23 protein-coding genes are annotated in these 23,583 nt (G+C 42.2%); 6 read left to right on the forward strand and 17 right to left on the reverse strand.

Going from position 1 to position 23,583, the window contains the following annotated elements:
* Nucleotides 1–5 precede the first annotated feature (5 nt).
* A complete protein-coding gene (locus tag RZO55_RS13335) occupies nucleotides 6–851 on the forward strand; it encodes a tyrosine-type recombinase/integrase (protein ID WP_318064765.1) in 846 nt (281 codons plus the stop codon).
* A gap of 75 nt (nucleotides 852–926) precedes the next feature.
* Complete coding sequence (locus RZO55_RS13340; protein ID WP_318064766.1) at nucleotides 927–2,147, forward strand: AAA family ATPase; 1,221 nt, start codon at nucleotides 927–929, stop codon at nucleotides 2,145–2,147.
* Nucleotides 2,148–2,222: 75 nt separating this feature from the next.
* On the opposite strand, the gene RZO55_RS13345 is transcribed toward RZO55_RS13340, so the two are convergent.
* From RZO55_RS13345 to RZO55_RS13355, 3 genes are read right to left on the reverse strand one after another with little or no spacing between them, the layout of a single operon-like run.
* Nucleotides 2,223–2,669 (reverse strand): YwiB family protein, encoded by a 447-nt coding sequence (locus tag RZO55_RS13345; RefSeq protein ID WP_318064767.1) that lies wholly within the window; start codon nucleotides 2,667–2,669, stop codon nucleotides 2,223–2,225.
* A gap of 14 nt (nucleotides 2,670–2,683) precedes the next feature.
* Entirely contained in the window at nucleotides 2,684–3,505 is an 822-nt protein-coding gene (gene murI, locus RZO55_RS13350; RefSeq protein WP_318064768.1) for a glutamate racemase, read from the reverse strand.
* A 12-nt stretch (nucleotides 3,506–3,517) separates the two neighbouring features.
* The gene (locus RZO55_RS13355) at nucleotides 3,518–4,582 is read right to left on the reverse strand and encodes a D-alanine--D-alanine ligase family protein (protein ID WP_318064769.1); all 1,065 of its coding nucleotides are present in this window, start codon (nucleotides 4,580–4,582) and stop codon (nucleotides 3,518–3,520) included.
* Between the two features lie 95 nt (nucleotides 4,583–4,677).
* On the opposite strand from RZO55_RS13355, the gene spoIIR reads away from it, so the two are divergent.
* Nucleotides 4,678–5,331, forward strand: coding sequence for a stage II sporulation protein R (spoIIR, locus tag RZO55_RS13360; protein ID WP_318064770.1), 654 nt, complete (start codon nucleotides 4,678–4,680; stop codon nucleotides 5,329–5,331).
* Here spoIIR and RZO55_RS13365 read toward each other — a convergent pair.
* The 8 genes from RZO55_RS13365 to ispE form a co-directional block, all read right to left on the reverse strand.
* On the reverse strand, nucleotides 5,309–6,511 hold the full coding sequence (locus tag RZO55_RS13365) for a TolC family protein (RefSeq protein ID WP_318064771.1): 1,203 nt from the start codon (nucleotides 6,509–6,511) through the stop codon (nucleotides 5,309–5,311). The genes spoIIR and RZO55_RS13365 overlap by 23 nt on opposite strands.
* A 4-nt stretch (nucleotides 6,512–6,515) precedes the next feature.
* A complete protein-coding gene (locus RZO55_RS13370) occupies nucleotides 6,516–7,664 on the reverse strand; it encodes a TolC family protein (protein ID WP_318064772.1) in 1,149 nt (382 codons plus the stop codon).
* 127 nt (nucleotides 7,665–7,791) lie between these two features.
* The gene (locus RZO55_RS13375; protein ID WP_318064773.1) at nucleotides 7,792–10,836 is read right to left on the reverse strand and encodes an efflux RND transporter permease subunit; all 3,045 of its coding nucleotides are present in this window, start codon (nucleotides 10,834–10,836) and stop codon (nucleotides 7,792–7,794) included.
* A 12-nt stretch (nucleotides 10,837–10,848) separates the two neighbouring features.
* Nucleotides 10,849–11,961: an efflux RND transporter periplasmic adaptor subunit gene (locus RZO55_RS13380; RefSeq protein WP_318064774.1), complete on the reverse strand. Its 1,113-nt coding sequence runs from the start codon at nucleotides 11,959–11,961 to the stop codon at nucleotides 10,849–10,851.
* Between the two features lie 42 nt (nucleotides 11,962–12,003).
* The gene (locus RZO55_RS13385) at nucleotides 12,004–12,615 is read right to left on the reverse strand and encodes a TetR/AcrR family transcriptional regulator (RefSeq protein WP_318064775.1); all 612 of its coding nucleotides are present in this window, start codon (nucleotides 12,613–12,615) and stop codon (nucleotides 12,004–12,006) included.
* Nucleotides 12,616–12,752: 137 nt separating this feature from the next.
* Nucleotides 12,753–12,944, reverse strand: a complete 192-nt coding sequence (locus RZO55_RS13390) for a hypothetical protein (RefSeq protein WP_318064776.1) — start codon at nucleotides 12,942–12,944, stop codon at nucleotides 12,753–12,755.
* Nucleotides 12,945–12,957: 13 nt separating this feature from the next.
* The gene (locus RZO55_RS13395; RefSeq protein WP_097002577.1) at nucleotides 12,958–13,632 is read right to left on the reverse strand and encodes a GntR family transcriptional regulator; all 675 of its coding nucleotides are present in this window, start codon (nucleotides 13,630–13,632) and stop codon (nucleotides 12,958–12,960) included.
* Complete coding sequence (gene ispE / locus RZO55_RS13400; RefSeq protein ID WP_318064777.1) at nucleotides 13,625–14,527, reverse strand: 4-(cytidine 5'-diphospho)-2-C-methyl-D-erythritol kinase; 903 nt, start codon at nucleotides 14,525–14,527, stop codon at nucleotides 13,625–13,627. The genes RZO55_RS13395 and ispE overlap by 8 nt, the downstream gene beginning before the upstream one ends.
* 290 nt (nucleotides 14,528–14,817) lie before the next feature.
* On the opposite strand from ispE, the gene RZO55_RS13405 reads away from it, so the two are divergent.
* Both RZO55_RS13405 and RZO55_RS13410 read left to right on the forward strand, forming a co-directional pair.
* A complete protein-coding gene (locus tag RZO55_RS13405) occupies nucleotides 14,818–15,156 on the forward strand; it encodes a P-II family nitrogen regulator (protein WP_318064778.1) in 339 nt (112 codons plus the stop codon).
* Nucleotides 15,157–15,295: 139 nt separating this feature from the next.
* Nucleotides 15,296–16,507, forward strand: coding sequence for an ammonium transporter (locus tag RZO55_RS13410; protein WP_318064779.1), 1,212 nt, complete (start codon nucleotides 15,296–15,298; stop codon nucleotides 16,505–16,507).
* 74 nt (nucleotides 16,508–16,581) lie between these two features.
* Here RZO55_RS13410 and RZO55_RS13415 read toward each other — a convergent pair whose 3' ends face one another.
* Complete coding sequence (locus RZO55_RS13415) at nucleotides 16,582–17,166, reverse strand: GTP pyrophosphokinase (protein ID WP_318064780.1); 585 nt, start codon at nucleotides 17,164–17,166, stop codon at nucleotides 16,582–16,584.
* A 144-nt stretch (nucleotides 17,167–17,310) separates the two neighbouring features.
* Nucleotides 17,311–18,084, reverse strand: a complete 774-nt coding sequence (locus tag RZO55_RS13420) for a YesL family protein (RefSeq protein ID WP_318064781.1) — start codon at nucleotides 18,082–18,084, stop codon at nucleotides 17,311–17,313.
* Nucleotides 18,085–18,258: 174 nt separating this feature from the next.
* Between RZO55_RS13420 and RZO55_RS13425 the strand changes: the two genes are divergently transcribed.
* Nucleotides 18,259–18,960: a hypothetical protein gene (locus RZO55_RS13425; RefSeq protein ID WP_318064782.1), complete on the forward strand. Its 702-nt coding sequence runs from the start codon at nucleotides 18,259–18,261 to the stop codon at nucleotides 18,958–18,960.
* Here the strand turns inward: RZO55_RS13425 and RZO55_RS13430 are convergent.
* The 4 genes from RZO55_RS13430 to RZO55_RS13445 form a co-directional block, all read right to left on the reverse strand.
* Complete coding sequence (locus RZO55_RS13430; protein WP_318064783.1) at nucleotides 18,899–19,645, reverse strand: GNAT family N-acetyltransferase; 747 nt, start codon at nucleotides 19,643–19,645, stop codon at nucleotides 18,899–18,901. The genes RZO55_RS13425 and RZO55_RS13430 overlap by 62 nt on opposite strands.
* Nucleotides 19,646–19,648: 3 nt before the next feature.
* A complete protein-coding gene (locus RZO55_RS13435; protein ID WP_318064784.1) occupies nucleotides 19,649–20,167 on the reverse strand; it encodes a peptidylprolyl isomerase in 519 nt (172 codons plus the stop codon).
* A gap of 289 nt (nucleotides 20,168–20,456) precedes the next feature.
* Nucleotides 20,457–21,404, reverse strand: coding sequence for a choloylglycine hydrolase family protein (locus RZO55_RS13440; RefSeq protein WP_336624294.1), 948 nt, complete (start codon nucleotides 21,402–21,404; stop codon nucleotides 20,457–20,459).
* A 65-nt stretch (nucleotides 21,405–21,469) separates the two neighbouring features.
* Nucleotides 21,470–23,512 carry a thioredoxin domain-containing protein gene (locus tag RZO55_RS13445; protein ID WP_318064786.1) on the reverse strand — a complete coding sequence of 681 codons (2,043 nt, stop codon included), beginning with the start codon at nucleotides 23,510–23,512 and terminating at the stop codon, nucleotides 21,470–21,472.
* Between the last annotated feature and the right edge of the window lie 71 nt (nucleotides 23,513–23,583).

Raw genomic sequence — 23,583 nt, forward strand, 5'->3', positions numbered from 1 at the left:
AAATTATGTTTAATGATGACTTATTAAATGACTTTAAAAAATATCTAAAAAAAAAGAATTTATCAGGCAATTCCATCACCGCCTATGCAGGCAGTGTAAGACTTTTTTTCACCTTGTTCAAAGAAGTTACGCCTGAAAATCTCCAGCAATATAAAAGCTATCTGATCCCGCGTTTTCGGCCTGCAACTGTGAACCAGCGGATTTATGCCATCAACCATTTTTCCCGTTATCTGGCGGAGACGAATGAAGAGGATTCCATTCTATTGTCATCCTACCATCTTCCTTCTGTAAAAGTGCAGCAAAAAACGTTTCTGGATACTGTGATATCCAATGAAGATTATGAAACTTTTAAGGAGAAGCTGAAAAAAGAGAAGAATTATTTCTGGTACTTTATAGTACGCTTCCTTGCTGCTACAGGAGCCCGGGTCAGCGAACTGATTCAGATAAAAGAAGAGCACCTGAAGCTTGGTTATTTAGATTTATATTCCAAAGGAGGGAAAATACGCCGTATTTATTTTCCCGACTCACTCTGTGAAGAAGCTCTTACATGGTGCCTGGACAGCGGAATCCGAAGCGGCTTTCTTTTTTTGAATAAAGGAGGAAATCTGATTACCCCCCGAGGTATTAATTATCAGCTGAAACATCTCGCCACCCGTTATGGAATAGATCCCGATACAGTCTACCCTCATTCATTCCGGCACCGTTTTGCAAAGAATTTTCTGGCCCGCAATAATGATATTTCACTTCTTGCGGATTTAATGGGTCACGAAAGCATCGAGACAACCAGAATCTATCTTACCCGCTCCAGCCAGGAGCAGCAACAGCTGCTTGACGAAATTATCACATGGTGAGTGCATTTTTTTGTTATTCTTTATTTCTTTTTTCCAATTTTTGCGATATAATTTCAAAAAGGAGGATAAAATGTAATGCTAATCTCTTTTCGATTTAAAAACTTCCGTTCCTTTTTGGACGAGACATTTATTAATATGAGAGCGGTCACCTACAAAGAACTTCCTGACCACTTAATTCCAATCAGCAACCAGAAGCTGATAAAAACACTGGCTGTTTATGGTCCCAATTCAAGCGGTAAAACCAATTTATTTCTTGCCTTTGCCAGTTTTCACTCCCTGATATTCTGGCAGCTGTTCCCATCACAGGCATCTTACAAAAACCGCTTCCTCAACCTTTTACAGATGAATTCCATGGACAAGATTATTCCCTTTCGTCAAGACAATCCGGAGGTCTCTCCCACAGAGATGGATATATCATTTATCAGTAACGGCAAAATTTATGAATATGGTTTTTCCATCTGCTCCCAAAACATTATATCAGAACACTTAACAGTGGATAACCATCTGGTATTTTCCCGTACAGCATCAAAGCTGGCCTATGGCCGTCACTACGAAAAATGTATGCGTTTGAAATCAGGTATCCGCCCCCATGACAACCGGCTGTTCTGTTCTATTTTATCGTCCCTGAATACACCGGAGATAATTGCAATTATGAAGCCTTTTGAGAATTTTTTTTCCACCAAAATTTATTACTATTTTGATGATCTGGAACTGTTTCAGATTCTTGGCAATACGCTGATGGATGGAATGATGTTTAAAATATTGGAAAATCCGGAAGCGGTCAATTTCAGTCTGTGCCAGCTTCGTAAGCTTGGTATCCCGGTAGAGAATGTAATTGTTGATAAAGGTATTCCAAAACTTGGATATCTTACCATGTCCCGGACAAATAAACAGCCATATGTCCGGTATATGGATTTAACAGATATCTCTTCCGGTACGCTGAAAAATCTGTTCATGTTTTTAAGAATATATGAGCTGAACCAGAACGGTGGAATCCTGATGGCGGACAGTATCTCCAGTGAATTTCACCCTGCAGTAACCAAATTTATCGTTGATTCGTTTCAACAGGAATCCAACAAGAATGTGCAGCTTATTTTTTCCACTCACGATATTTCAATTTTAAATAACCAGCAATTCCGCCGTGATGAGGTGGCTTTTACAGATATTAACCAATACGGAGAGTCAAAGCTTTACACATTGGCAGATATTAAAGTCCGGTCGGATGCCAGCTTCTCCAAGGACTACCTATTGGGAAAATACGGAGCGATCCCCCTTGTTAAGGATACAATTTTCTGATCGAGAATGTATACGGAAATAAACTGCCCCCACAAGTCAGACCAAAAATCCAACTTGCAGGGGCAGTTTATTTTTTTAACTCAAAAGATGAATATTGGCAGCATCCTTCGAGCATACCTCCAACATAATATTACATTCCGAAACATGCTGGTAATTGATATCCAGAGAATAATCCACCTGAACCTTTAAGCGATCCTCTTCCTCCGCAATCCTGATATCATTGGTTCTGATCCCGATCATCAGCTCTCCAAATGGCGTTGCATAACAGGAAATGTTTTTCTTTTCCTTTTCAAAGGTCATATGGACGCTGGTGCCTCCTCGCTTTATAATATCCATTCCGGCAGGGTGGATCTTTATGGTATTCTTGGTAACACCTTCCAGCCCCTCCTGAACCTCATCATAAATAATATAATGATTGCCGTTTTTCATAAAATAATCACCTCTTGTGATCATTTCCATGGCCTGATTATCATTTTCCACAATCTGTGCGCCGCTGATACTGATCAGAACGTCTCTTGTCATAGTATATAACTCCTTTAGAACTCTTCTATATTAATTTGTCTCGTCTCTTTCACCTGACCTGGGAGAATGGAAGCTGCAAAACTCGTAAATTTTTCTGCCAGATCGCTGACATAAAAATGATATTTATCTATGCTGCTGCCGTTATCAGGGTCACAAATCAGTCCCTGTTCCTCTAATACCTGCTTTAATTCTAAAGCCGTTTCATAGGCTGGATTTACCAATGTCACTTCCGGTCCCATCAGTCTTCCCACAGTGGAACGAAGAAGCGGATAATGAGTGCATCCAAGTACAAGTGTATCAATATATTTGCCTTTTAATTCACTTAAATATCTGGATGCGATTTCATCGGTAACGGAATCGTGAAGCAACCCTTCCTCCACAAGAGGAACCAGAAGCGGACACGGCTTTCCCGTAACTTCAATGTCTTCCCGCATTTCTTTTATTACCCGGGAGTATACCCCACTTCTTATGGTACCTTCCGTACCAATGATCCCAATCTTTCCATTCTTTGTTGACTCGATCGCTGTTCTTGCTCCTGCATGAATCACACCCAGAATAGGAATATCCAAATCATTCTCCACTGTTTCCAGCGCACAGGCAGTCGCAGTATTACAGGCGATTACGATAGCCTTTACATCCTGTGTCATCAGAAAACGTATGATCTGCCTGGTAAAACGGATTACTGTACTGCACGATTTGTTTCCATAAGGAACCCTCGCCGTATCTCCGAAATAAACGATTTTTTCATCCGGCATCTGCCTCATAATTTCTCTCGCTACCGTAAGTCCGCCTACGCCGGAATCAAACACTCCAATGGGAGAATTTCTGTCTGCCATACCATCTGCTCCTTAATCATCAAATCTTCTCATCGCGTCTTCCATCAGACGGTCCACAAGCTCATCCTTGCTAATTCCTGCTGTCTCCCAAAGCATGGGATACATGCTGATTGCCGTAAATCCCGGCATGGTGTTGATCTCGTTAAATATTACAGTTCCATCTTTTTTTACAAAAAAATCCACTCTTGCAAGCCCACAGCCATCTACTGCCTGAAATACAGCCTTCGCTGCTTCTCTCACCTGCTCCGTGGCACCCTCCGGCAATTCCGGATCAAGAACCGTTTTTGAGTCTGCATTGTGATACTTTGCATCAAAATCGTAAAACTGCGCTGCAGCAAGGATCTCTCCTACCCCTGAGACTGTAACCGGCTGATTGCCTCCGCCCAGAACGGCACATTCAATCTCCCTGCCAACAATCATCTCTTCCACCAGAATCTTACGGTCATGTCTGGCTGCTTCCAATAAGGCTGTCTCCAGTTCCTTCCGGTCCGCAGCACGGCTGACGCCCTTGGAGGACCCTGCATTGGAGGGTTTTACAAATACCGGATACGAAAAACTTGCTTCCACTCTGGCAGTTATCTCATCCATCTCCTTCAGCTGATGACGCATAACCGGTACATATGCAGCCTGCCGGACACCCAGGTCATCCACAATAATCTTCGTATATAATTTATCCATGGAAACGGCAGAGGATAAAACGCCGCAGCCCACATAGGGAATTCCGGATAGCTCCAGAAGACCCTGGACTGTGCCATCCTCCCCTAAAAGACCGTGAAGCACTGGAAATACCACGTCAGCTTTAACAAGCTCTATTCTTTCCCCATCCAGTAACAGCACGCCTTTCATACCTGCGTCAGGGGAAAGGACGGCTCTGATTTTCCCCTCTCTCCATGATTCGTCTCTGATTTCCTTTACAGACTCTGTCTTAATCCAATGGCCTTCCTCTGTGATTCCGATCAAAAGCAGATCATATTTGTCTTTATTTATATGGTCTATGACATTAACAACCGACATACAGGAAACAACATGCTCCGATGACTGTCCGCCGAATAACACAACCGCAGTTTTTTTACTCATTCCAATCTCCTTAAAAAAATCTTGATTTACAGCGTTTATATTATAGCACATATGGTTACAATTACAAATAGATTCCAGAAAAAAGGAGGAACCCCATGAAACAGAAACGTGATTTATTCTTATGTATTACCTGTCTGCTCATCGCCTTATTACTTACACTGGCACATGACAGATCTGACGACGAAGCCCTCGCCGCCCGGATTGCCCCTGAAATCCTGCGGTTTCATGTTCTTGCAAACAGTAACAGCACCAGAGATCAGAATTTAAAGTTGAAGGTACGGACCATGCTTCTCAATTCAATATATGAAGACCTTGGCGAAAAGGCATCACTGGAAGAGACAAAAACCTATATCCGCTCCCACGAATTTATTCTGGAGAAAAAAGCAGAAAACTACATGAAGAAACTGGGATTTAATTATCCCGCACATATGGAGCTGACCTATAGTTACTTTCCAACAAAAGTTTACGGGGATATGGTATTCCCCTGCGGAACGTATGAAGCAGTGAGAGTAAAAATAGGCGAAGGAAAAGGACACAACTGGTGGTGCGTCCTCTATCCTCCGCTCTGTTTTACAGATTCATCCTATGCAGTGGTACCAGATACTTCAAAAAAGATTCTGGAGCACTCCATCGATGAATCCGATTATTTAAAATTAAGAAAAGAACCATTAAAAATCCATGTTCGGCTTAAAGTTTTGGATCTGTTAGCTGCCGGCAAAAAAGAAGTTACTTTGCCGAGTCCAAAATAATACCATCAACAGCCCACTGATAGGTGTTATATGCCTGGTAGAAGGTGTTGTATGCACTCTCCTTTTCCCCCTGTGCCTTTAAGTAGGCCATCTGGGCCTGAAGATACTGGATTTTGCTCAGCATTTTCAGATTATAGGAACGGTCTGCCTTCTCCTTTTCCAGTGTAGCTTTCTGGAATGCGGTATTCGCTGCCTCATAAGCTGTTTTTGACTGAAGAATTTCCTGATAATACGCCTGCATGGTAACGATTATATTCTGCTCTGCCTCTGATACATAATCATCTTTATTTTTCATTCCGGTTGTGGTTTTCCCGGAAGAGATATGACGTTCAGAAATAACATCATAATTATTGGAGACTGCCTTTTGGGTATCTTCTTCCAGATTCAGAGCCGATATCATCTCGTCGGTAAGCTGGGGAAGTCCTCCGATTGCAGGTGATGTATCCGCAGAGTATCCAGTCATCAGGCACAAGGAACTGCTTAAATTATCAATTGTGCTGTTGATTTTCAAAAGAGATCCCTGGGCAGACAGCAGATCTTTTTGAGCAGATAATATATCTGCTTCTGTAGCCAGCCCAAGACCTGCGCTTAATTTCTGAGCCTCGTATGCAGCATTACTTAATTCTACCACCTTTTCAACCATTGAACGGCTTACCAATGCACTATTATACCCAATCATTGTCTGATCTGCATAGTAGGTAAATGTCTTAATCCCTTTATCTATATCAGCTCTTGCAGATGAATCCGAACGATTCATGTAATCCAGAATTTTCTTTCCCATTTTCGCTTTTACTTTCAGAGTCCCAATCCCAATGTTTAAAGCAAGATACTGGTCTGCGCCACCAGGAGTGTTAATTGCTCCAGACTCTTTAATCTCATCTGCATTATCCTGAAGATCTTTAATCTGCCGTCTCATCTTGTCATAGACATATTGATAATCATCTACCGCCGTAGAGTACGAGACCTCTGCATTCTTCATGGTAGGATTAAAATATCTTACCAGATCCCCCAGCTCATCGAATTCAATCGTCTGATCATTCAGCCTGTTCCACTGCTCCTGTGTTACTTCCTCCGGTATGGGATCTTCTGTCTGTCCCGGGCCTGCTGCAAGTGCCGGAAACGCCATTGTTATTGAAAGCATGACAGCAAGCAAAACCGGTGATATCCATTTTTTTCTCATATCATCAGCCTCCCGTCGAAGCCAGACCGTTCACCGCATTATGGTAAGTCTGAACAGACTGAAACAATGCAAGCTGTGCGGTGTGTACGCCATTCGACTTTGTAATGAAGGCATTCTTCTGTTTTCTGTAATCCAGCTGGCTCATACTGCCAACTGAAACTTTTCTTTCGGCAGCTTCCATATTTTTACTTTCCAGATTGAATTCTGTAACTGACTGGTCGTATGCAGCCTTCGCCTGCAGTACTTCCTGATAGCTTTTCACCAGATCTGTACTGATATTCTGTTCGTTGCTGGCGATCGTCCGGTTCAGAGTGTCTTTTGTTACGTCTGCAGTTGCATTGGCCAGCTTCTGCTTATTGATTTTCAGAGTATAGTTGTTATTTAAAGCATTTTCCCTGTCTGCATCCGGATTCATGGCTTCAATCTGAGCCATATCCACCTCAGGGATGTTCCTGATTTCGGGAGAATCATTGTACTTCCAGCCCAGCATAATACAAAGCTTCTGTCTTGTCTGCTCAATGGAGGCGGTCTGTTTTTCAATAGAGGACTGGGTATCCTGTACTTTCTGCAATGCATCAAGCACATCTGTCTGAGTTACCAATCCCGCGCCCTGCTTTACCTGCACAGACTGGTAAAGTGCCTGTAACAGTTCCAGATTGTCTTTTAATGTTTCCAGCTCATATTTTTGCTGAAAATAGGAAATCATAGAGTTTTTCGCAGTTGCCACCAGATTGGCTTCTTCCTGGTCATAAGTAAGCTGATATACCGTCAAATCCTCCACGTTTCTATCTGCCTGTTCCTCTGCCTTTCTTGCCGCTACTGAATTGTTGGCATCTGCAACCGGATCATCTCCCGCAATGTTACTGCGTGCACTGTCTGCAGCATCCCGGTAATAGTCGGCATACTCATCACTGGTAACCCGGTCGTCTTTTTTCTTATCATTAATATCAATCTGATTTTTCTTTACCGTCACATTATATTCATGTATTAAATCTTTCAGTTCTCCATATTCCATTACATTATCTCTAAGCTTCTCCCACTCCTCAGAAGTCCTGGCAAATTCCGGACTTCCGGCCCAGGCTGTTGATGCCGGTCCGGAGAAAGCTAAAACAGCAGCAAGAACAAATGCTCCGGTCTGTTTCCATTTTCTCATCCTATATCCTCCTTAACTGGAATTTATATACTATGTTCTTCTATTATCATATCACAGGCTGTCAAAGGGTGGGAAACCACATTCTTCCATCATACATAGCTAAAACGGGTTCCCCCTCCCGCAGTATTTAATCCGGCAGCTGGGTAGTGTCAACCTTTCCGCTCATCAGAGAATAATAAATCGGCAGCATAAGCATTGATAATATGGTAGATGCAGCCAGACCACCCACATTAACAAGCGCAAGTCCCTGCATGGTCTCTGTGTTGCGTCCGATTCCCAACGCCATTGGAATCATGGATACAATGGTTGTCAGAGTTGTCATAAGTATGGGACGGAGTCTGGTAGCTCCTGCTTCAATCAGAGCAGTATTCTTATCCATGGTGGCACGATACTGGTTAACCGTATCCACATAAAGAATACCGGCGTTTACTACCGTTCCAATCAGCATTAAAAATCCAAGAAGCGATGGCATACTGATCTTAACATCTGCCGCCATCAGACAGGCAAAGGATCCAATCAAGCTGAACGGTATGGTGGTCATAACCATGAATGAGAATTTAGGTGATTCAAACTGAGCTGCCATTACCACAAAGATTAAGAATGCAGCGATGAGAATGGCTTTTACCAGATTCCCGAATTCTTCCTGCATGGATTCGTCTTCGCTGTTTTTCGCCCGGGAGACCCTGTCGTTTAAATATTTACTTACAACTTTACTGTCAAGGTCTTTAATTGCTGCTGCTTTCTCTTTCTTTGTCTTAATAACGTCGGTAAAGGAACCAGTTATAGTAACCTGGTACTGCTTGTTTTTTCTGTTAATCGCAGTTGGGCTGTCTTCGTAACCAATGCTGGCGATATCCGTCAGAGCAGCGGAGCCTCCTGAACTATTAGGCACAGTAACGCCCTCAACCTTTTCCAGAGTATCATAGGTACCCTCCGGATATTCAACCTTAACATCTACATTCTGTCCGTCAACATCCATGGTTGTTGCTTTCACCCCGCTTAACATTCCGTTCAGCAGACCTCCCACTGTCGCAGGAGCAACTCCTTCCGCAGCCGCCTTAATGGGATCAACACTTACTTTTATAACAGGGGCTGCATTCTCAAGATCAGAATGTACCTTAATCATCTCCGGGCGGCCGCTTAATTCAGCAACCATCTGATCAGACGTCTGCTTTAACAGATCCAGCTGGGCACTTTGAAGAATTACCTCAAAATCGCTGCTGCTGCCTCCCGTCTGGCTTACACTGGAGGTTGATTTCACAGTGACATTACAGTCCGGAATCTGGTTCATTGCCTTTTTCCATTTATTAACAACCTGATCGGTCGTAAGCGTTCTGTCACTCTTTAAATAGGCGGTTAAAGAACCATTGGTACCGCCGCTGAAGCTGAGCTCGCCTCCGCCATAGCTGACCATGTAGGATTTTAAATCTGGCTCACTGGTAACGATCGTCTCCAGCTTTTTTAATAGCTGATCCGCTTCTTCAACTTTCAGACCCGGCTTCATCTTTGCAGTAATGGAAATCGTACCCTGATCTACAGAAGGCATTAATTCAAACCCAAGCTTTGTTGCAAATACAAATGATGACAGAAGCAGTAATACGGACAGAATCATGACAAGTGCCCGTCTTTTTAACAGTGCTCCGACTACCTTTCTATAACCATTCTGAAGGGTCTTAACAATTCCTCCCATAGGAGAATTCTGTCTTTCTGAAGGGCAGAACCTGCTGTAACATAAAGGTACAACCGTTATTGCTGAAACAAAGGAGGCCAGCATACAAAATACGATGGTATATCCGAGGGGTTTAAACATCTGACCCGTCAGACCTTCTAAGAATGCCAGCGGAATAAATACCACGCAGGTTGTTAACGTACCTCCGAGAATGGACTGTATGACAAGTCCTGTTCCTTCCATGGCTGCTGATAAATATTCCCGGAATCCTGTTCCTTTCTGAGATCGGAAACAGCTTTCCAACACAACGATGGAGTTATCCACCATCATTCCGACTCCCAACACGATACTGCTCATGGTAATTACGTTTAAAGAAAAGCCCATGGCTGACATCATAATCAGTGATACCAGAATGGATACCGGTATGGAACTGCCGACAATCAGTGACGCTTTAATATCTCCAAAAAAGAGGAATATAATGATCATGGAAATAATAACAGCCATAATCATGGTATTCTTAACACTGTTAAGCGCGCTGGTTATCTGCTCACTGTTATCGTCTACTACAACAATATCAAGATTTGGATTCTCATTTTTTAAAGAAGTAATTGTTTTATTAACAGATCTGGAGACATCAACCGCACTGTTTTTCTGCTGCTTGTTAATGGATAATGTGATAGTATCCTCTCCATTATACCGGCCGATCGCCTTTTTCTTCTGAGAAGTTTCGGAGATGTCTGCAATATCCTCCATGTAAATCGTCTTTCCCTGACTGACTACAACCGGTACTTTTTTCAGACTTTCCACCGTCTTAACTTCCACTCCGGTACTGACAGATAAATCTCTTTTTCCCACTCCGGTATTTCCCGCAGGATAAGTGAAATCTGCAGCCTTGATCGCCTGACCGATGGAATCCATACTAAGATGATACTGATTCATCTTCTCTGGTGAAAGGGTAACTCTTACATATCCCTCTTCTCCTCCGCTGATGTTGACACTGGCAACAGAAGTTATTTTCTCAAGCTCAGGTACGATCTTATCATTTACATAATTGTATAAATTACTCTGTGAGGGATCGTTCACAGACAGAGTCATGGACGGCATATCATTGATGTTAAATTCCATAATGGACGGCTTTTCTGCATCCTTTGGAAGATCCAGACTATCCATTTTCTTTTTTAAATCATTATATGCCTTGTTCATATCAGTTCCATAATTGTATTCCATGTACACGATGGAAATATTCTGCTGAGAACTGGACTGAACGTTTTTAATACCGGAAAGAGTACCTACTGATTCTTCAATCGGCTTTGTAACCAGATCGTTGACATCTTCCGGGCTTGCTCCCACATAAGTAGATGTGACTAACAGCATGGGGAAATTCATTTCCGGGATCAGTTCCATCTTCGCAGAAAAAACAGAAGATAAACCGAATACCAGAAGGCATAAAACAGCTAATACGGCAGTTATGGGCCGCTTTAAAACAAATTTTGTAATTCCCATTGTACCGCCTCCTTATTGTGCAGAAGCAGAAGTCTCTACCTCGGTTCCATCGCCTTCTGTATTCTCTTCTGCTAAAGTCACTTTAGAGCCGTCATACAATTCGCTGGTCCAGGTCACAATTACCTGGTCATCTGCGGTGATGCCGGACTGGACTTCTGCATATTCATTGTTTGTCAGGCCGATGGTTACTGCATTTTTTTTCAAGGTTCCTTCGGAATATGTATAAATAAATGGGTTACCAGCATCATAATAAATGCAGTCAACCGGAACCGTAAGCACATTCTCTGCTTTCTGAGCCGTTACATAAAGTTTAACAGAGGTTCCTGTGGCAAGATTATCCCCGGAAGGAATAGAAGCCTTCACTTTAAATAATCCGCTGCTGCTGTCAACCATGGTGCTTACTTCTGTTATGGCTGCCTCATGATCGGTACCATTTTTCTCAACCCGAATGGAATCACCGGTTTTCAGTCCGTTTACAATTCGTTCAGATACATAGAATGTCAGGGATTTGCCGCCATCTCCTGAAATTACGCAGATAGGCGTCTGGGGTGAAATCATATCGTGAATACTGATATTGAAGCTTTCCACTTTACCGGAAATAGGTGCAGTCACCTGACTGCTTTCCAGCTGGAGGTTATAGGAAATCTTAGCATTTTCATATTGAAGTCTGGAGATTTCAACCTTATCCGCAGTGGATTGATAATCAGCATCAGAAACATCTCCTGCAGCATGAAGGACTGTATAACGGTCTAGATTCTTCTTTGCATCCTCATATGTAATTCTGGAGGTCTCCATGGCAATACGGGTACTTTCTACCTTTTTTGTGTCAATGACGCAGAGAAGCTGGCCTGCTGTCACTGTATCCCCGGTCTTCACTGCTACACTTGTAACTTCTCCTGAGTCAAGGGGTGTTACCTGAACAATACTGTCCGGTTCTATGGTACCAATCAGTTCATTGCTGATTTCTATGGACCGGATCTGTGGCTTCTGGGCTGTTACTACCGGTGGTTCCTCTGCTACCAGCTCTTCTTTGCTTCCATTTAAAATCTTTGGAAGTACAAGCCCTGCGAGAACAGCAACCAGTACGACTGCTCCTGCGATTATAAATATTTTCTTCTTTGTCATATCAAGCTCCCTATTATCCTTTCAGTCATAATATGATTTTAATTAGATTTTTCGAATTCCATATTGTAATATCTCTAATTTTTCCTGAAATATTTTCTTAATTTTTTCTTCATCTTCCGGATGATGGTAATACCAGCCCATACAGCGGGCAAGTTCAAAAAGAATCATGGAAACAAGTCTTCCAAAAGTTTCAATATCGGAATACCTAAAATTTGACGTATCAATACAACGATACATTACCTCACGTAATTCAGACTGTTTATCCTTTTTTCCCCGGCATAAATTATGTATCACACCGAAAAGTTTTTCACTATCAAGAATATTTTCAACCAGCCTTAATACCCTTTCTTGTGTATTATTAATAGAGTACCCTAGAAATATCTCCGCCGTCTTCCATAAATCACCATTACTTTTCTCTGCACATCTGACCCAAGACTCCTGAAAATTATCACCGGCATCTTCAAAAATATATCCCAGCACATCCCGCTTATCCACAAAATAAGTATAAAAACTTCCTCTTGATATTCCTGCGCTTTTTATTATCTTATTAATTGAAGCCTTTTCAAAGGGCACTCTGATAAACTCCTCGGTTGCAGCATCCCGTATTAATTTCTTTTTCTCCGCCGGAAGATTATAAAACCGCTCCGTAGGCATCCTTACACCTCATTTCCATTCTTATTCCGCATGTATTATGTATTAACTAAAAAAAGTGACAACATGTCATCATTATAATGACACACTGTCACCTTGTCAAGAAAGGTTATACTTATTTAATAATTTTTCAGTTTAGTTTATTTATTACTGTCCAGAAATTCTTTTAATGCTTCATCACTTTCCTCAATCCACAAGTCCTCTTCCTCTTCATTCAGTCCCAGGAACTTCGCAAGTGTGTCTGGAGTCGTGCTGTTATTCCATTCCTCAATATAATCATCAATTAACTCAAATTCGATTTCACCGGCCAGATATTTTTCTTTAAATGTCATACCATTCTTCTTTCTAATCCTGTCCCTTTATATTCTTGGACACTGTGATTTCCTGATTGTCGATATGTTCACGCATAGCTACTTTGGCTTCTTCCACTCTGCGCTGTCTTACTGCCTTTAGTATGTGGTCATGCTCCAGCAATAATACCTGCCGTTTGTCCTCATCCTTGATATACTCCAGACGGTACCGGTACATCTGCTCTCTTAAATTATTGATCATCTGTATCAGTCTGTCGTTGCAGGTTCCCTTATAGATTACATCATGGTACGCCTCATCTGTTTCCGCTATATCCATAGGTCTTCCATTGAGTACTGCGTCGCGGAACAGATCCTGCTTCATCTCCAGCTCTGCAACCTCCTCAGGTGTCATTCGCTGGCAGGCAAGCTCGATCGCCAGCTCCTCCAGCGATCTTCTGACCTCCAGTACATCCCTTAGACTTTTCTCTGATATCTTAGCTACTTCAGCGCCTTTTCTTGGAATCATGAGAACCAGGCCTTCCAGCTCCAGTTTACGGATCGCCTCCCTGATGGGTGTACGGCTTACTCCCAGGCGTTCGGCAAGCTGAATCTCCATCAGACGTTCGCCTGGTGCCAGCTCTCCTTTTAATATTGCCTGCCTTAAAGTATTAAACACCACATCACGAAGCGGCAGATATTCATTCATATTGACTTTTAGATCATTACCCATGGGGTACCTCCTTGGTATTATAAAAATTCGTTAAATATACTTGTTTCGCCAGATTTCTGCTTTCTCCATAACGCAGTTCCTCATACGCGTTTGAAGCTGCAATCGGATTGGTAAAGATGCCGAAAACGGTAGGCCCGCTTCCACTCATTAATGCATTAACCGCACCCAGCTCCTTCAGCTTCACTTTTATGTCTGCTATCACAGGATATTCCGGGATAGTAACTGTCTCCAATATATTCCCCAGGCGCTCAGACACCTGATAAATGTTGCGGCTCTTAATCGCATCTATGAGACCGTCTATATCCGGATGGTCTTCTTTTTTTAAACCGGCCAGATTCAGATGCTCATATACGAACTTGGTGGATACACTAACTGACGGTTTAGCAATCAGCACCTGGCACTGAGGCATATCCGCAAGGGGGGTCAGGATCTCTCCAATCCCTTCAGAAAGAGCCGTTCCTCTCATGATGCAGTAAGGAACATCTGCACCGATCTTAACGCCCCGCTTCATCAGTTCTTCTCTGGTAAGCCCAAGCTGAAACATCTTATTCACGCCAAATAAAACAGCTGCTGCATCGCTGCTCCCTCCTGCCATACCTGCGGAAACAGGAATAAATTTTTTTAAGTGTATGCGGATTCCATGGGGCACATGAAACTCTTCCATAAGAAGCTTGGCTGCTTTATAAACCAGATTGTTTTCGTTGACCGGCAAATAATATAAATTTGTAATTACCTCGATCCCCGGTGTTTCTTTTAAGTAAATATCAATTTTATCATATAGACCTACGGTCTGCATAATCATCCGAACTTCATGGTAACCATCATCCCGCTTCCTTAATACGTCTAAACCCAGATTGATCTTTCCATAGGCCTTTAATCCCAGATGTCTTATCATAAGCAAACATCCCTCACTTTTTGGTTTTCGGATTGTATTTTTCTATTATTTTGTATACAGTATTTATTATATAACGAAGTACATAAAAGCACAAGTGTTTTATAATCTTTTGTCCATTCTTTCTTTCATTAAATTTTTGTTAACTTTTCATAAAATTTTAAGCTGTTTCTATTAAAAATTTTTATTTGACAATCTCCAGGATCCATGTATAATGTTGTTATAACGAACGAGGGCGTTCCAAAGTGGAACTGCTCTCTTTTGCTGTTATTAAATCAAGGAGGTAGTGCTGTATGAAAAAATTGGAAATTATCATTAAGCCAGAGAAACTTGAAGACCTTAAGGCTGTACTGGAAGGCTGTAAAGTAAATGGTATTATGATCAGCAATGTCATGGGTTATGGTAACCAAAAAGGTTATACTCAGATGTACCGTGGTACCAAGTATAATGTAAACCTGCTCCCCAAAGTCAAAGTTGAGACTGTCGTACCAAAGGAACTGGCTGATCCAATTGTTAAGGCAGTCGTCGAAGAAATCAATACCGGTACATTTGGCGACGGTAAAATATTTGTATACGATGTTCAGGATGCAGTACGAATCCGAACCGGTGAGCATGGACGTGAAGCATTGTAGTTAAACCGGAATAAAATTAACTGAATATGGAATGTATATAAATTATCAAAGAGGATAATTGCTTTTCTTAAAGCGGTTATCCTCTTTTAATTCTACATTCCAGCTATTCCATTATAAAAATTCAGGAGGAGTTATAATTATGGAAAACACCACTTTATTACTAAACATTATGTGGACGATGCTGGGCGCGATTTTAGTCTACTTTATGCAGGCTGGTTTCGCACTGGTAGAAACTGGTTTTACCAGAGCGAAGAATGCAGGAAACATCTGCATGAAAAATATGATGGACTTCGTACTTGGCTCTCTTTTCTTCTTTTTACTTGGTTTCCCTCTTATGTTCGGAAACAATATCGGAGGAATCCTTGGAGGTTCCGGATTTTTCAATCCCTATTCTCTTGCAGATTCAGACGGATTATTTAACGGTCTTCCCATTGCCGTATTTATGATTTTCCATACAGTATTCTGTGCAACCGCCGCAACAATCGTATCCGGTGCCATGGCGGAACGTACCAAGTTTTCTTCTTATCTGATCTATTCTGCCTGCATCAGCGTACTGGTCTATCCCATAACAGGACACTGGATCTGGGGCGGAGGCTGGCTGGCTGATATCGGTTTCCATGATTTCGCAGGTTCAACCGCTGTTCATATGGTAGGCGGTGTATGTGCCCTGGTAGGTGCAAAAATTGTCGGTCCTCGTATTGGAAAATACAATGAAGACGGAACTCCCAATGCAATTCCGGGACACAATATTCCTTTAGGCGTTCTGGGCGTATTTATACTTTGGTTCGGCTGGTTTGGTTTTAACTGCGGTTCTACAACTGCCGCTACAACAACACTGGGTGATATCGCCATGACAACAAACCTGGCTGCTGCCGCTTCCACTTTGGTAACCTTGCTATTCACCTGGAAGCGTTACGGGAAACCCGATGTATCCATGACCTTAAACGGATCCCTTGCTGGTCTGGTTGCTATCACTGCTGGCTGTGACGTGGTAACCCCGTATGAAGCAATCATCATTGGTGCAATTGCTGGTCTGGTTGTTGTTCTTGCAATTGAGTTCATTGATAAAGTTATTAAAATTGATGATCCGGTTGGTGCCGTAGGCGTACACGGCTGCTGCGGTCTTCTCGGTACTCTTCTTACTGGTGTATTCGGCGAAGGCGTAAGCTTCCTTCCCCAGTTAATCGGTGTTACAGCTGTACTGGTTTATGCAGCAGTGATGGCATTCATTATCTTTACTGTAATCAAGAAAGTCTTCGGCTTAAGAGTCTCAGACCAGGAACAGATCGATGGTCTGGATATGCACGAACACGGCATGTCCGCTTACAACGGATTCCGTATGGATAAATAATTCGCTTTCCCTCATATTTATATATCATACTTCCAAAAACCCCGGCTAAACAGTGCCGGGGTTTTTCCTGTCCATTAATCAGAAAGAAATCCTTCCATTTCCTCCTCCATCTGCTTTAACGCAGCTCCATAGTTTATAAACTCTGCAGCGACCTCAGCCTTTTTTTCTCCCTTGTAGCAGATTCTGTGCTCCATACTCGCCCATAAATCCATGGCCATGGTGCGAAGCTGAACCTCTACCGGAAAGTACTCCATTCCATCTGTATGATAAACGGGAACACCAAACACGATGTGATAGCTTCTGTACCCGTTGGGTTTAGGATTTTCAATGTAGTCACTTTCCTTTATTACAACAATGTCCGTTTGTCTTCTTAACAGACCGATGATTCCATAAATATCTCTGATAAAGTAGCAGATTACCCGGATTCCTGCAATATCAGTCAGACATTCTCTGGCCAAATCAACGGTAGGAGCCTTTCCGTTTTTTATTAACTTATTTTCAATGCTCTCTTTTTGTTTCAACCGGTATTGTACATGATGAATGGGATAATTAAGTTTTTTTCTCCGATAGTCCTTATTCAGCACATCTACTCTTACCTGTATATTGTTCAGCGCATCCTCATAGGGCTGAATAAAACTCAAATACTCTTCTTCGGTCATACTCCACCTCCAAAACAGATCTCATATAAGACTTAAGTATATCTTTTTTTTGTGTCCATAGCGTGTACAAATTTTGAATGTTCCTTCCATCAAAAAAAGAACCGGTCCCATGCGGATCATTCAAGGGACCGGTGTATGTTCTCATTATTCTGTCATATCTTCTTTTGCTCTATCCTGATCTTCTGACTTCTTAAGCTGTTCATCACCTTTCGCCATCAGAATACTGCTTACCGGTTCACTTTCATCAGCAAACAGCGGCCTTAATTCTTCTTCCTCTGTCCGCTCTTCCTTCGGCATATAAAGATTAAATACCGGTGATAAGATGTAGGAATTGATAAATGCCAGCAACGGGAAACCAAACAACATGAAAATCATCAGCACAGGCGGTATCATAAATACAAAACCGGCTGCTACAAGCACACCATCAATCACAATCATTCCAATGGTACGGAATAAATGACGGATAGACATAAAGAATGCATTGAAAAAAGTACGTTTGATTGGGTTGTAAAATCTTGATTGCAGCGGGAAAATATACATAACTACAGCCAAATAGATCAGTGCCATAGCCAGAAATACCGTCAGCATAACAGTCTTAACCGTGGAAGAACCGTTAAAAAGGCGGGCAAAGAAATATAAATCCACTCCCAGAATAGCTCCTGCCAAAAGAAGGATCAGCCAGATCAGCGTAGCCTGTTTAAAATTTTCTTTAAAAGATTTAAAAAAGGAACGGATGGTATAGCCGTCATCGTCTCTTGCAAGCTTCATCGTTACATAATACACCGCAGTAGTAGAAGCTCCGATTGTAAAAACCGGCAGACTGCAGACAATCCACAAAACATTTAAAATAATAAGGTCTCCGAACTTGCCGATAAAACGCCAGACCGGATTATCATAATTAAAAAAACCAGATAACATATGTTATTCCCCTTCTCTCGTTAACGTCTAAATTATTATAGCGGATTTAGTTTTAAAAAGCAAATATTCTCTTCCATTTCATCAATTTTTTATATTTATATATAGAGGAAATTTTATCAATCTGTGATATAATCTAAAAAGTATATGGATTAATAACAGAAAGAGGCGCAGACTATGACCCCCTATGAAGACAAATCATTAAAAGACACACTGCAGGAAGAAAAAAACAAGTTAAAGACCATGAACTTAAAGGACCGACTGTGGTACATCTGGGAATATTATAAATTACCCATAATTGGAACTGCAGTGGCAGCTGCCCTTATTATCTCCATTTTCTCTGCAGTCCGAAGTAACAGTTTTGAAACCGCTCTCTCCTGCGTGATACTAAACAGCCATCCCACCAGCCAGGAGGATCTGGCAGGCGAATACTTTGACCAGGGCTTTCGTCAGTACCTCGGCCTGACCGACGAGACGAAAATCGATGTGGATCACTCTATGACTGTAAGCTTTGGCAACTCCGATATGACAGAATTCACCTATGCGGAGCTTGCTAAGCTTTCTGCACTTATCACCAGCAAAGAGCTTGATGTGATGATCGGCAGAAAGGACAGTATCGATCACTTTGGAGAAATGGGCGGCTTTTTAAACTTAAAGGAGGCTCTTCCGCCTGATGTCTATGACAAGGTGAAGGACCAGCTTTACGAGGTGACCAACCAGGAGACCGGTGAAACTATCGCATGCGGTATCCGGATCGGCAGCACGGATTTCTTAAAAAAGACAGGCTTAGATATAGAAGATCCCATTCTGGGAATCATCAGCAATTCCACTCGTACAGACAACGCGGTGAAGCTGATCCGCTACGTATTCGGCCTGTAAGCTGAAAACCCAGACTCTCCAAAAGTCTGACAGAGGCACGGTTTTCTTCCTGAACCCTGGCGTAGATTCTGTCTGTTATAGAGGATGCAGTATATGTTAAAATCGCCTGGCAGGCCTCTTTTGCATATCCCTGACGTCTATATGGTGTAAAAATATGATATCCCAGTTCCAGAGGGGTATCATTTTTTTTAATAAAAGTATATAACTCCTCATCTGCGCTGATATCCAGATTAAAAATACCGGCTTTTCCGACTATGATCTTACTGTCTCTGTCGCAAAGAGCCCAAATCCCATATTCGTAGAATCCATACTGATTTCTGATATAATCTTCTAACGACAATCTGCTGCAAAATACTGCACCATCCCGTCCTCCATCGGGTTCCCGCAGCATTTCATCTGCATCCGCTGCTGCAAACTCCCGGATCTGCAGACGTCTGGTATCTGTAATATGCCATGGAATCCCTTCCTTTCTTCTGACAACACGTTCAAGCAATTCAGGCGTAATATCCGCCAAAGATTCCACCAGGTAAGATGCCGGTGAAAGACATTGGTCCGCCCGGTTCCGGTCCCATAAACCAATAACAGCCCTGCCTTCTGCCAAAGCAGAGCGCAGGGCTTCATATTCGTCTGATATGGTAACCCGGAAATTCTTCCCTTCAAAGGTGATTTCCCGCTCCCATATCATAATTTATAAAGTCTCCGGTTGTGGATACTCTTCTCCAAAGGTATCTGCCGTCATTGACTGAATCTTCTGTTCCGTCATCGGGCGGTCATTGTAATCCGTTTTCACATCTGCGATCTGATTGACAATATCCATTCCTTCAATTACTTTTCCAAATGCAGTATAAGCGCCATCTAAGTGAGGAGCTGCCTTATGCATGATAAAAAACTGTGAGCCTGCGGAATCCGGGTGCATTGCTCTTGCCATGGAAAGAACTCCCTCTGAATGCTTTAATGTATTGGAAATACCATTCTGGCTGAATTCTCCTTTAATGGAATATCCGGGACCGCCGGTTCCGGTTCCCTGGGGGCATCCGCCCTGAATCATAAAGCCGTTGATCACTCTGTGGAAAATCAGTCCGTCATAGTAGCCTTTTTTAACAAGACTGATAAAATTATTCACTGTATTCGGTGCGATTTCCGGGTAAAGCTCTGCTTTTATCACATCACCGTTCTCCATTGTAATTGTAATAACAGGATTTTTCATGTTTTTTCCCTTTCTTGTATAAAGTTTAACATATGTGTGTATTTTATCAAATCCTTAAGTTTTTGTCTAGCTGTTCATACTTTGTTTCAAATTCATTCAAAAAGCTTTTACACAAACAACATGATTTCTTCACGTTTCATGGATATAATAAAAATGTAATTAAATAAGCTTATAAGATTTTTTTCATAATACATGAGCTGATAAGATTATTATCAGCTCTCCTCCCTTTTTTTATCACTAATATTGAAGGAACTGCCGTCAGACAGTTCCTTTTTTGTATCTGCAGCATTTATCCCAGATTCACCGGCTGTATAATGCCCGTATTTTTATCAAAAAGCCCAGCAGCACACACCTGAAGACTGTCATAGGTTTTAAAATAATACTCACAGGATGCTGTATTCATAAATGCAGTATACTTTGTATAATCATAAGAACCACTGCCTGTCACCACTGCCCCTTTAGGAATCGTCACGCCTTCCATGATGTGAAAGCAGGATACTACTGCCTCCCTCCGGTTTAGCGGCATCGGGAGAAAAGATTTGAAATACGCGGTCCGCACGAAACGGTCCGGAGAGGTATAACCTCCCGGAAGTGCCCTGGTTCCACCTGCCTGGCCAAATGGAGTAAGCCTCACACCACTCCAGCACGCTTTATCCATCTGATGTGGAGACGCCTCCATATAATTCCTTAAATTGGTCATATGCCATGGGAAGTCCGGACTGTTTGCCAGAACGCCAACAGGATTATTGATAACTGCAATCCCTGCCTCTGTCTGCTCAACTACTGCACAGTCACCAGTCCGGTCAACTGCAATCCAGTGGAGAGGTGCCGCGGTGCCGGTAACAGGGTCCTCCATTCCAATTATGGTTACCTGATTAACCAGTTTTTTTAAATCTTTTACAGAGGTACAGGCTCCCAATATATAATGAAGGAATTCAAAAGAAGCAACCGGAGTTGGATCCTTTGGGGTTATCCGATCTTTATATTTTGCATACCCAGCAAAATAAAGAGCTGCAGCAGCAAATCCTCTCTCATTTACTCCGTCGAAAAAGCCCAAAAGCCCATCTGTCTCCTGACCAATCCCAATAAATCGGTAATAATCCCTCATCTGAATTCCGGTCAGCGCATTGGTCCATAGATAGTCTGAAGGGACTATAAAAAGGTGTGGTTCGATTTCATATGAAAAATCCATATTCCTGCCGAAAAACACTTCTCCCTCTTTCGTCTGTAATGTCATAGCCGTGCACATAAATTTTCCCCTGGTTTTGGTTATTAAAATATATATATGGCTTACAGGCTGATTTATGATGGTACGGCCCTGATTGCTTCTTTTAATTCGTCAATACGCTCCACTGGTTTTAAACAGGTCCCATTTTTACAGAGGTAAAACTGGCTTTTTACGGAATCTGCAGGGTAGTCTTTTGTAAATGGAGCAATGAGTGACAACCGTTCTTCGTTCTCCGGAGTTTTGAGTATAAGATCAATTCCCGCTAAAACCTCTTTTTTTAAGCTGAGAAGTTCTCTCTCTATTCCCCTTTCCGGAGATACTGCAACAATCTGTGCGGCTGGATAGAGAACCATCTGAAATGCCAGCAGGCAAAAACAGTGGTTTGCAGGGCTGCGTTCTGCTTCTTTTCCCAGCCAACTTAGCTGCTTATTTAAAATCTCCTGCCATTTTATCTCACCGGTTAAGTGGTAAAGCTTACCAATAACATAAGCAGCAACGGAATTTCCAGATGGCAGTGCTCCGTCATAAAGCTCCTTGGGTCGGCTGATCAGCTTTTCCCCGTCATGTGCATACATATAGAGTCCTCCATTTTTATCATCAAAAAAAAGAGGAATCATCTTCTCACAGATTTTTACCGCTTTTTCAAGGTATGAAACCTCAAAACATGCCTGGTACATCTCTAAAAGACCAAATGCATAAAATGCATAATCATCCAGCTGCCCATCATGTCCGGCTTCTTTGTCCCGGTAACGGATAAACAGCCTGCCGTCCTTGTCTGTGAGCTTTTCTTCTATAAAAATCTGGGCATTTCTGGCAGCCTGTAAATATTCGTCCTCTTCAAGAAGCTGATACGCTTTTGCCATGCCTGCAATCATAAGTCCATTCCAGGAGGTCAGAATTTTATCATCCTTATGAAGTACGGTTCTTAGCAGCCGGTAATCATAGAGTATACTGCACAGCCTGCTTATTTTCTCACCCTTTTTCTCGTATTCTTCATTTTGTATAAGATTTGGAATGTTTTTTCCTTCAAAATTGCCCTCTGCTGTAACTCCAAACCACTGGCAGAAGAATGGCGCATCTTCTTTTAATACTTTTATGATTTCATCTTTTCCAAATACATAAAACTTTCCTTCCACGCCTTCACTGTCAGCATCCTCTCCGCAATAAAATCCCCCTTCTTTATCTACAAGAGATTCCATTACATAACCGAGAATTCCTCTGGCTGCTTCTTTGTAAAATGACTCACCGGTAAGCCCGTAAGCTTCCAGATAGGCATAAGAAAGAAGTGCATTGTCATACAGCATTTTTTCAAAATGGGGAACCAGCCATTTTTCATCGGTGGAATAACGGGAAAAACCGCCGCCAATATGATCATAGATCCCACCCCTGTACATATGTCTTAAGGTTGATTCACATATCGTGCGAACTGTCTGGTCCTGTTCAAAAAAGGAATGACGCAACAGAAATATCAGATTATGAGCCATGGGGAATTTGGGTGCACCGCCAAAACCGCCCCAGGTTTCATCATAGGAGCTCTTCAGCTGTTGTACCGCAGTGAAAAACAGTTTTCTGTCGGGTTTAAAATCATCTGACCCGCTGTCTTTTTCTTCATTTAAGTAGCGTGTGATTTCCTCTCCTGCCTGAAATACCTTATTCCTGTCATTATGCCATAGCCCGCTAATGGCATTTAAGACCTCTATCAGCCCGGTATTCCCCCATCTTGTATGTTTGGGTAAATAAGTGGCAGCATAAAAGGGCTTCTGGTCCGGAGTCATAATGATGGTAAGCGGCCAGCCGCCTGATCCTGTGAGTGCCTGACAAACCGACATATATACAGAATCAATATCAGGACGTTCCTCACGGTCCACTTTAATTGAAACATAATTTTCATTTAAAACGTCGGCTGCCTCCTGATCTTCAAAGGATTCGTGAGCCATGACATGGCACCAGTGACAGGTAGAATAGCCGATAGATAAGAATATGGGTTTTTCTTCTTTCTTTGCTTTTGTAAATGCCTCTTCACACCACGGATACCAGTTAACCGGATTGTATGCGTGCTGTAGAAGATATGGACTTTTTTCATGTATTAATCTATTGTGTATCTTGATAGTTGTCATAGTGCTTCACCTCCTTAAATAAAAATACAACCTTATTATACCCAAACAAAAAGAGGCTATGTAAGCACATA

It is taken from the genome of Clostridium boliviensis, assembly GCF_033342255.1.
In the GTDB taxonomy this organism is placed as follows: Bacteria; Bacillota; Clostridia; order Lachnospirales; family Lachnospiraceae; genus Lacrimispora; species Lacrimispora boliviensis.

What these genes read in the sequence shown, in the direction of transcription:
- RZO55_RS13355 (WP_318064769.1), bottom strand. Translation starts at nt 4,582, where the DNA reads ATGAGTAAAAAAACTGCGGTTGTGTTATTCGGCGGACAGTCATCGGAG.
- RZO55_RS13390 (WP_318064776.1), bottom strand. Translation starts at nt 12,944, where the DNA reads ATGACATTTAAAGAAAAATATCTGGCCGGTGAAATCGAATTTGAGTTA.
- RZO55_RS13420 (WP_318064781.1), bottom strand. Translation starts at nt 18,084, where the DNA reads ATGTTATCTGGTTTTTTTAATTATGATAATCCGGTCTGGCGTTTTATC.
- RZO55_RS13380 (WP_318064774.1), bottom strand. Translation starts at nt 11,961, where the DNA reads ATGACAAAGAAGAAAATATTTATAATCGCAGGAGCAGTCGTACTGGTT.
- spoIIR (WP_318064770.1), top strand. Translation starts at nt 4,678, where the DNA reads ATGAAACAGAAACGTGATTTATTCTTATGTATTACCTGTCTGCTCATC.
- RZO55_RS13415 (WP_318064780.1), bottom strand. Translation starts at nt 17,166, where the DNA reads ATGACCGAAGAAGAGTATTTGAGTTTTATTCAGCCCTATGAGGATGCG.
- RZO55_RS13385 (WP_318064775.1), bottom strand. Translation starts at nt 12,615, where the DNA reads ATGCCTACGGAGCGGTTTTATAATCTTCCGGCGGAGAAAAAGAAATTA.
- RZO55_RS13410 (WP_318064779.1), top strand. Translation starts at nt 15,296, where the DNA reads ATGGAAAACACCACTTTATTACTAAACATTATGTGGACGATGCTGGGC.
- RZO55_RS13405 (WP_318064778.1), top strand. Translation starts at nt 14,818, where the DNA reads ATGAAAAAATTGGAAATTATCATTAAGCCAGAGAAACTTGAAGACCTT.
- RZO55_RS13365 (WP_318064771.1), bottom strand. Translation starts at nt 6,511, where the DNA reads ATGAGAAAAAAATGGATATCACCGGTTTTGCTTGCTGTCATGCTTTCA.
- RZO55_RS13340 (WP_318064766.1), top strand. Translation starts at nt 927, where the DNA reads ATGCTAATCTCTTTTCGATTTAAAAACTTCCGTTCCTTTTTGGACGAG.
- RZO55_RS13425 (WP_318064782.1), top strand. Translation starts at nt 18,259, where the DNA reads ATGACCCCCTATGAAGACAAATCATTAAAAGACACACTGCAGGAAGAA.
- RZO55_RS13345 (WP_318064767.1), bottom strand. Translation starts at nt 2,669, where the DNA reads ATGACAAGAGACGTTCTGATCAGTATCAGCGGCGCACAGATTGTGGAA.
- RZO55_RS13430 (WP_318064783.1), bottom strand. Translation starts at nt 19,645, where the DNA reads ATGATATGGGAGCGGGAAATCACCTTTGAAGGGAAGAATTTCCGGGTT.
- RZO55_RS13435 (WP_318064784.1), bottom strand. Translation starts at nt 20,167, where the DNA reads ATGAAAAATCCTGTTATTACAATTACAATGGAGAACGGTGATGTGATA.
- ispE (WP_318064777.1), bottom strand. Translation starts at nt 14,527, where the DNA reads ATGATAAGACATCTGGGATTAAAGGCCTATGGAAAGATCAATCTGGGT.
- RZO55_RS13445 (WP_318064786.1), bottom strand. Translation starts at nt 23,512, where the DNA reads ATGACAACTATCAAGATACACAATAGATTAATACATGAAAAAAGTCCA.
- RZO55_RS13395 (WP_097002577.1), bottom strand. Translation starts at nt 13,632, where the DNA reads ATGGGTAATGATCTAAAAGTCAATATGAATGAATATCTGCCGCTTCGT.
- RZO55_RS13370 (WP_318064772.1), bottom strand. Translation starts at nt 7,664, where the DNA reads ATGAGAAAATGGAAACAGACCGGAGCATTTGTTCTTGCTGCTGTTTTA.
- RZO55_RS13335 (WP_318064765.1), top strand. Translation starts at nt 6, where the DNA reads ATGTTTAATGATGACTTATTAAATGACTTTAAAAAATATCTAAAAAAA.
- RZO55_RS13440 (WP_336624294.1), bottom strand. Translation starts at nt 21,404, where the DNA reads ATGACATTACAGACGAAAGAGGGAGAAGTGTTTTTCGGCAGGAATATG.
- murI (WP_318064768.1), bottom strand. Translation starts at nt 3,505, where the DNA reads ATGGCAGACAGAAATTCTCCCATTGGAGTGTTTGATTCCGGCGTAGGC.
- RZO55_RS13375 (WP_318064773.1), bottom strand. Translation starts at nt 10,836, where the DNA reads ATGGGAATTACAAAATTTGTTTTAAAGCGGCCCATAACTGCCGTATTA.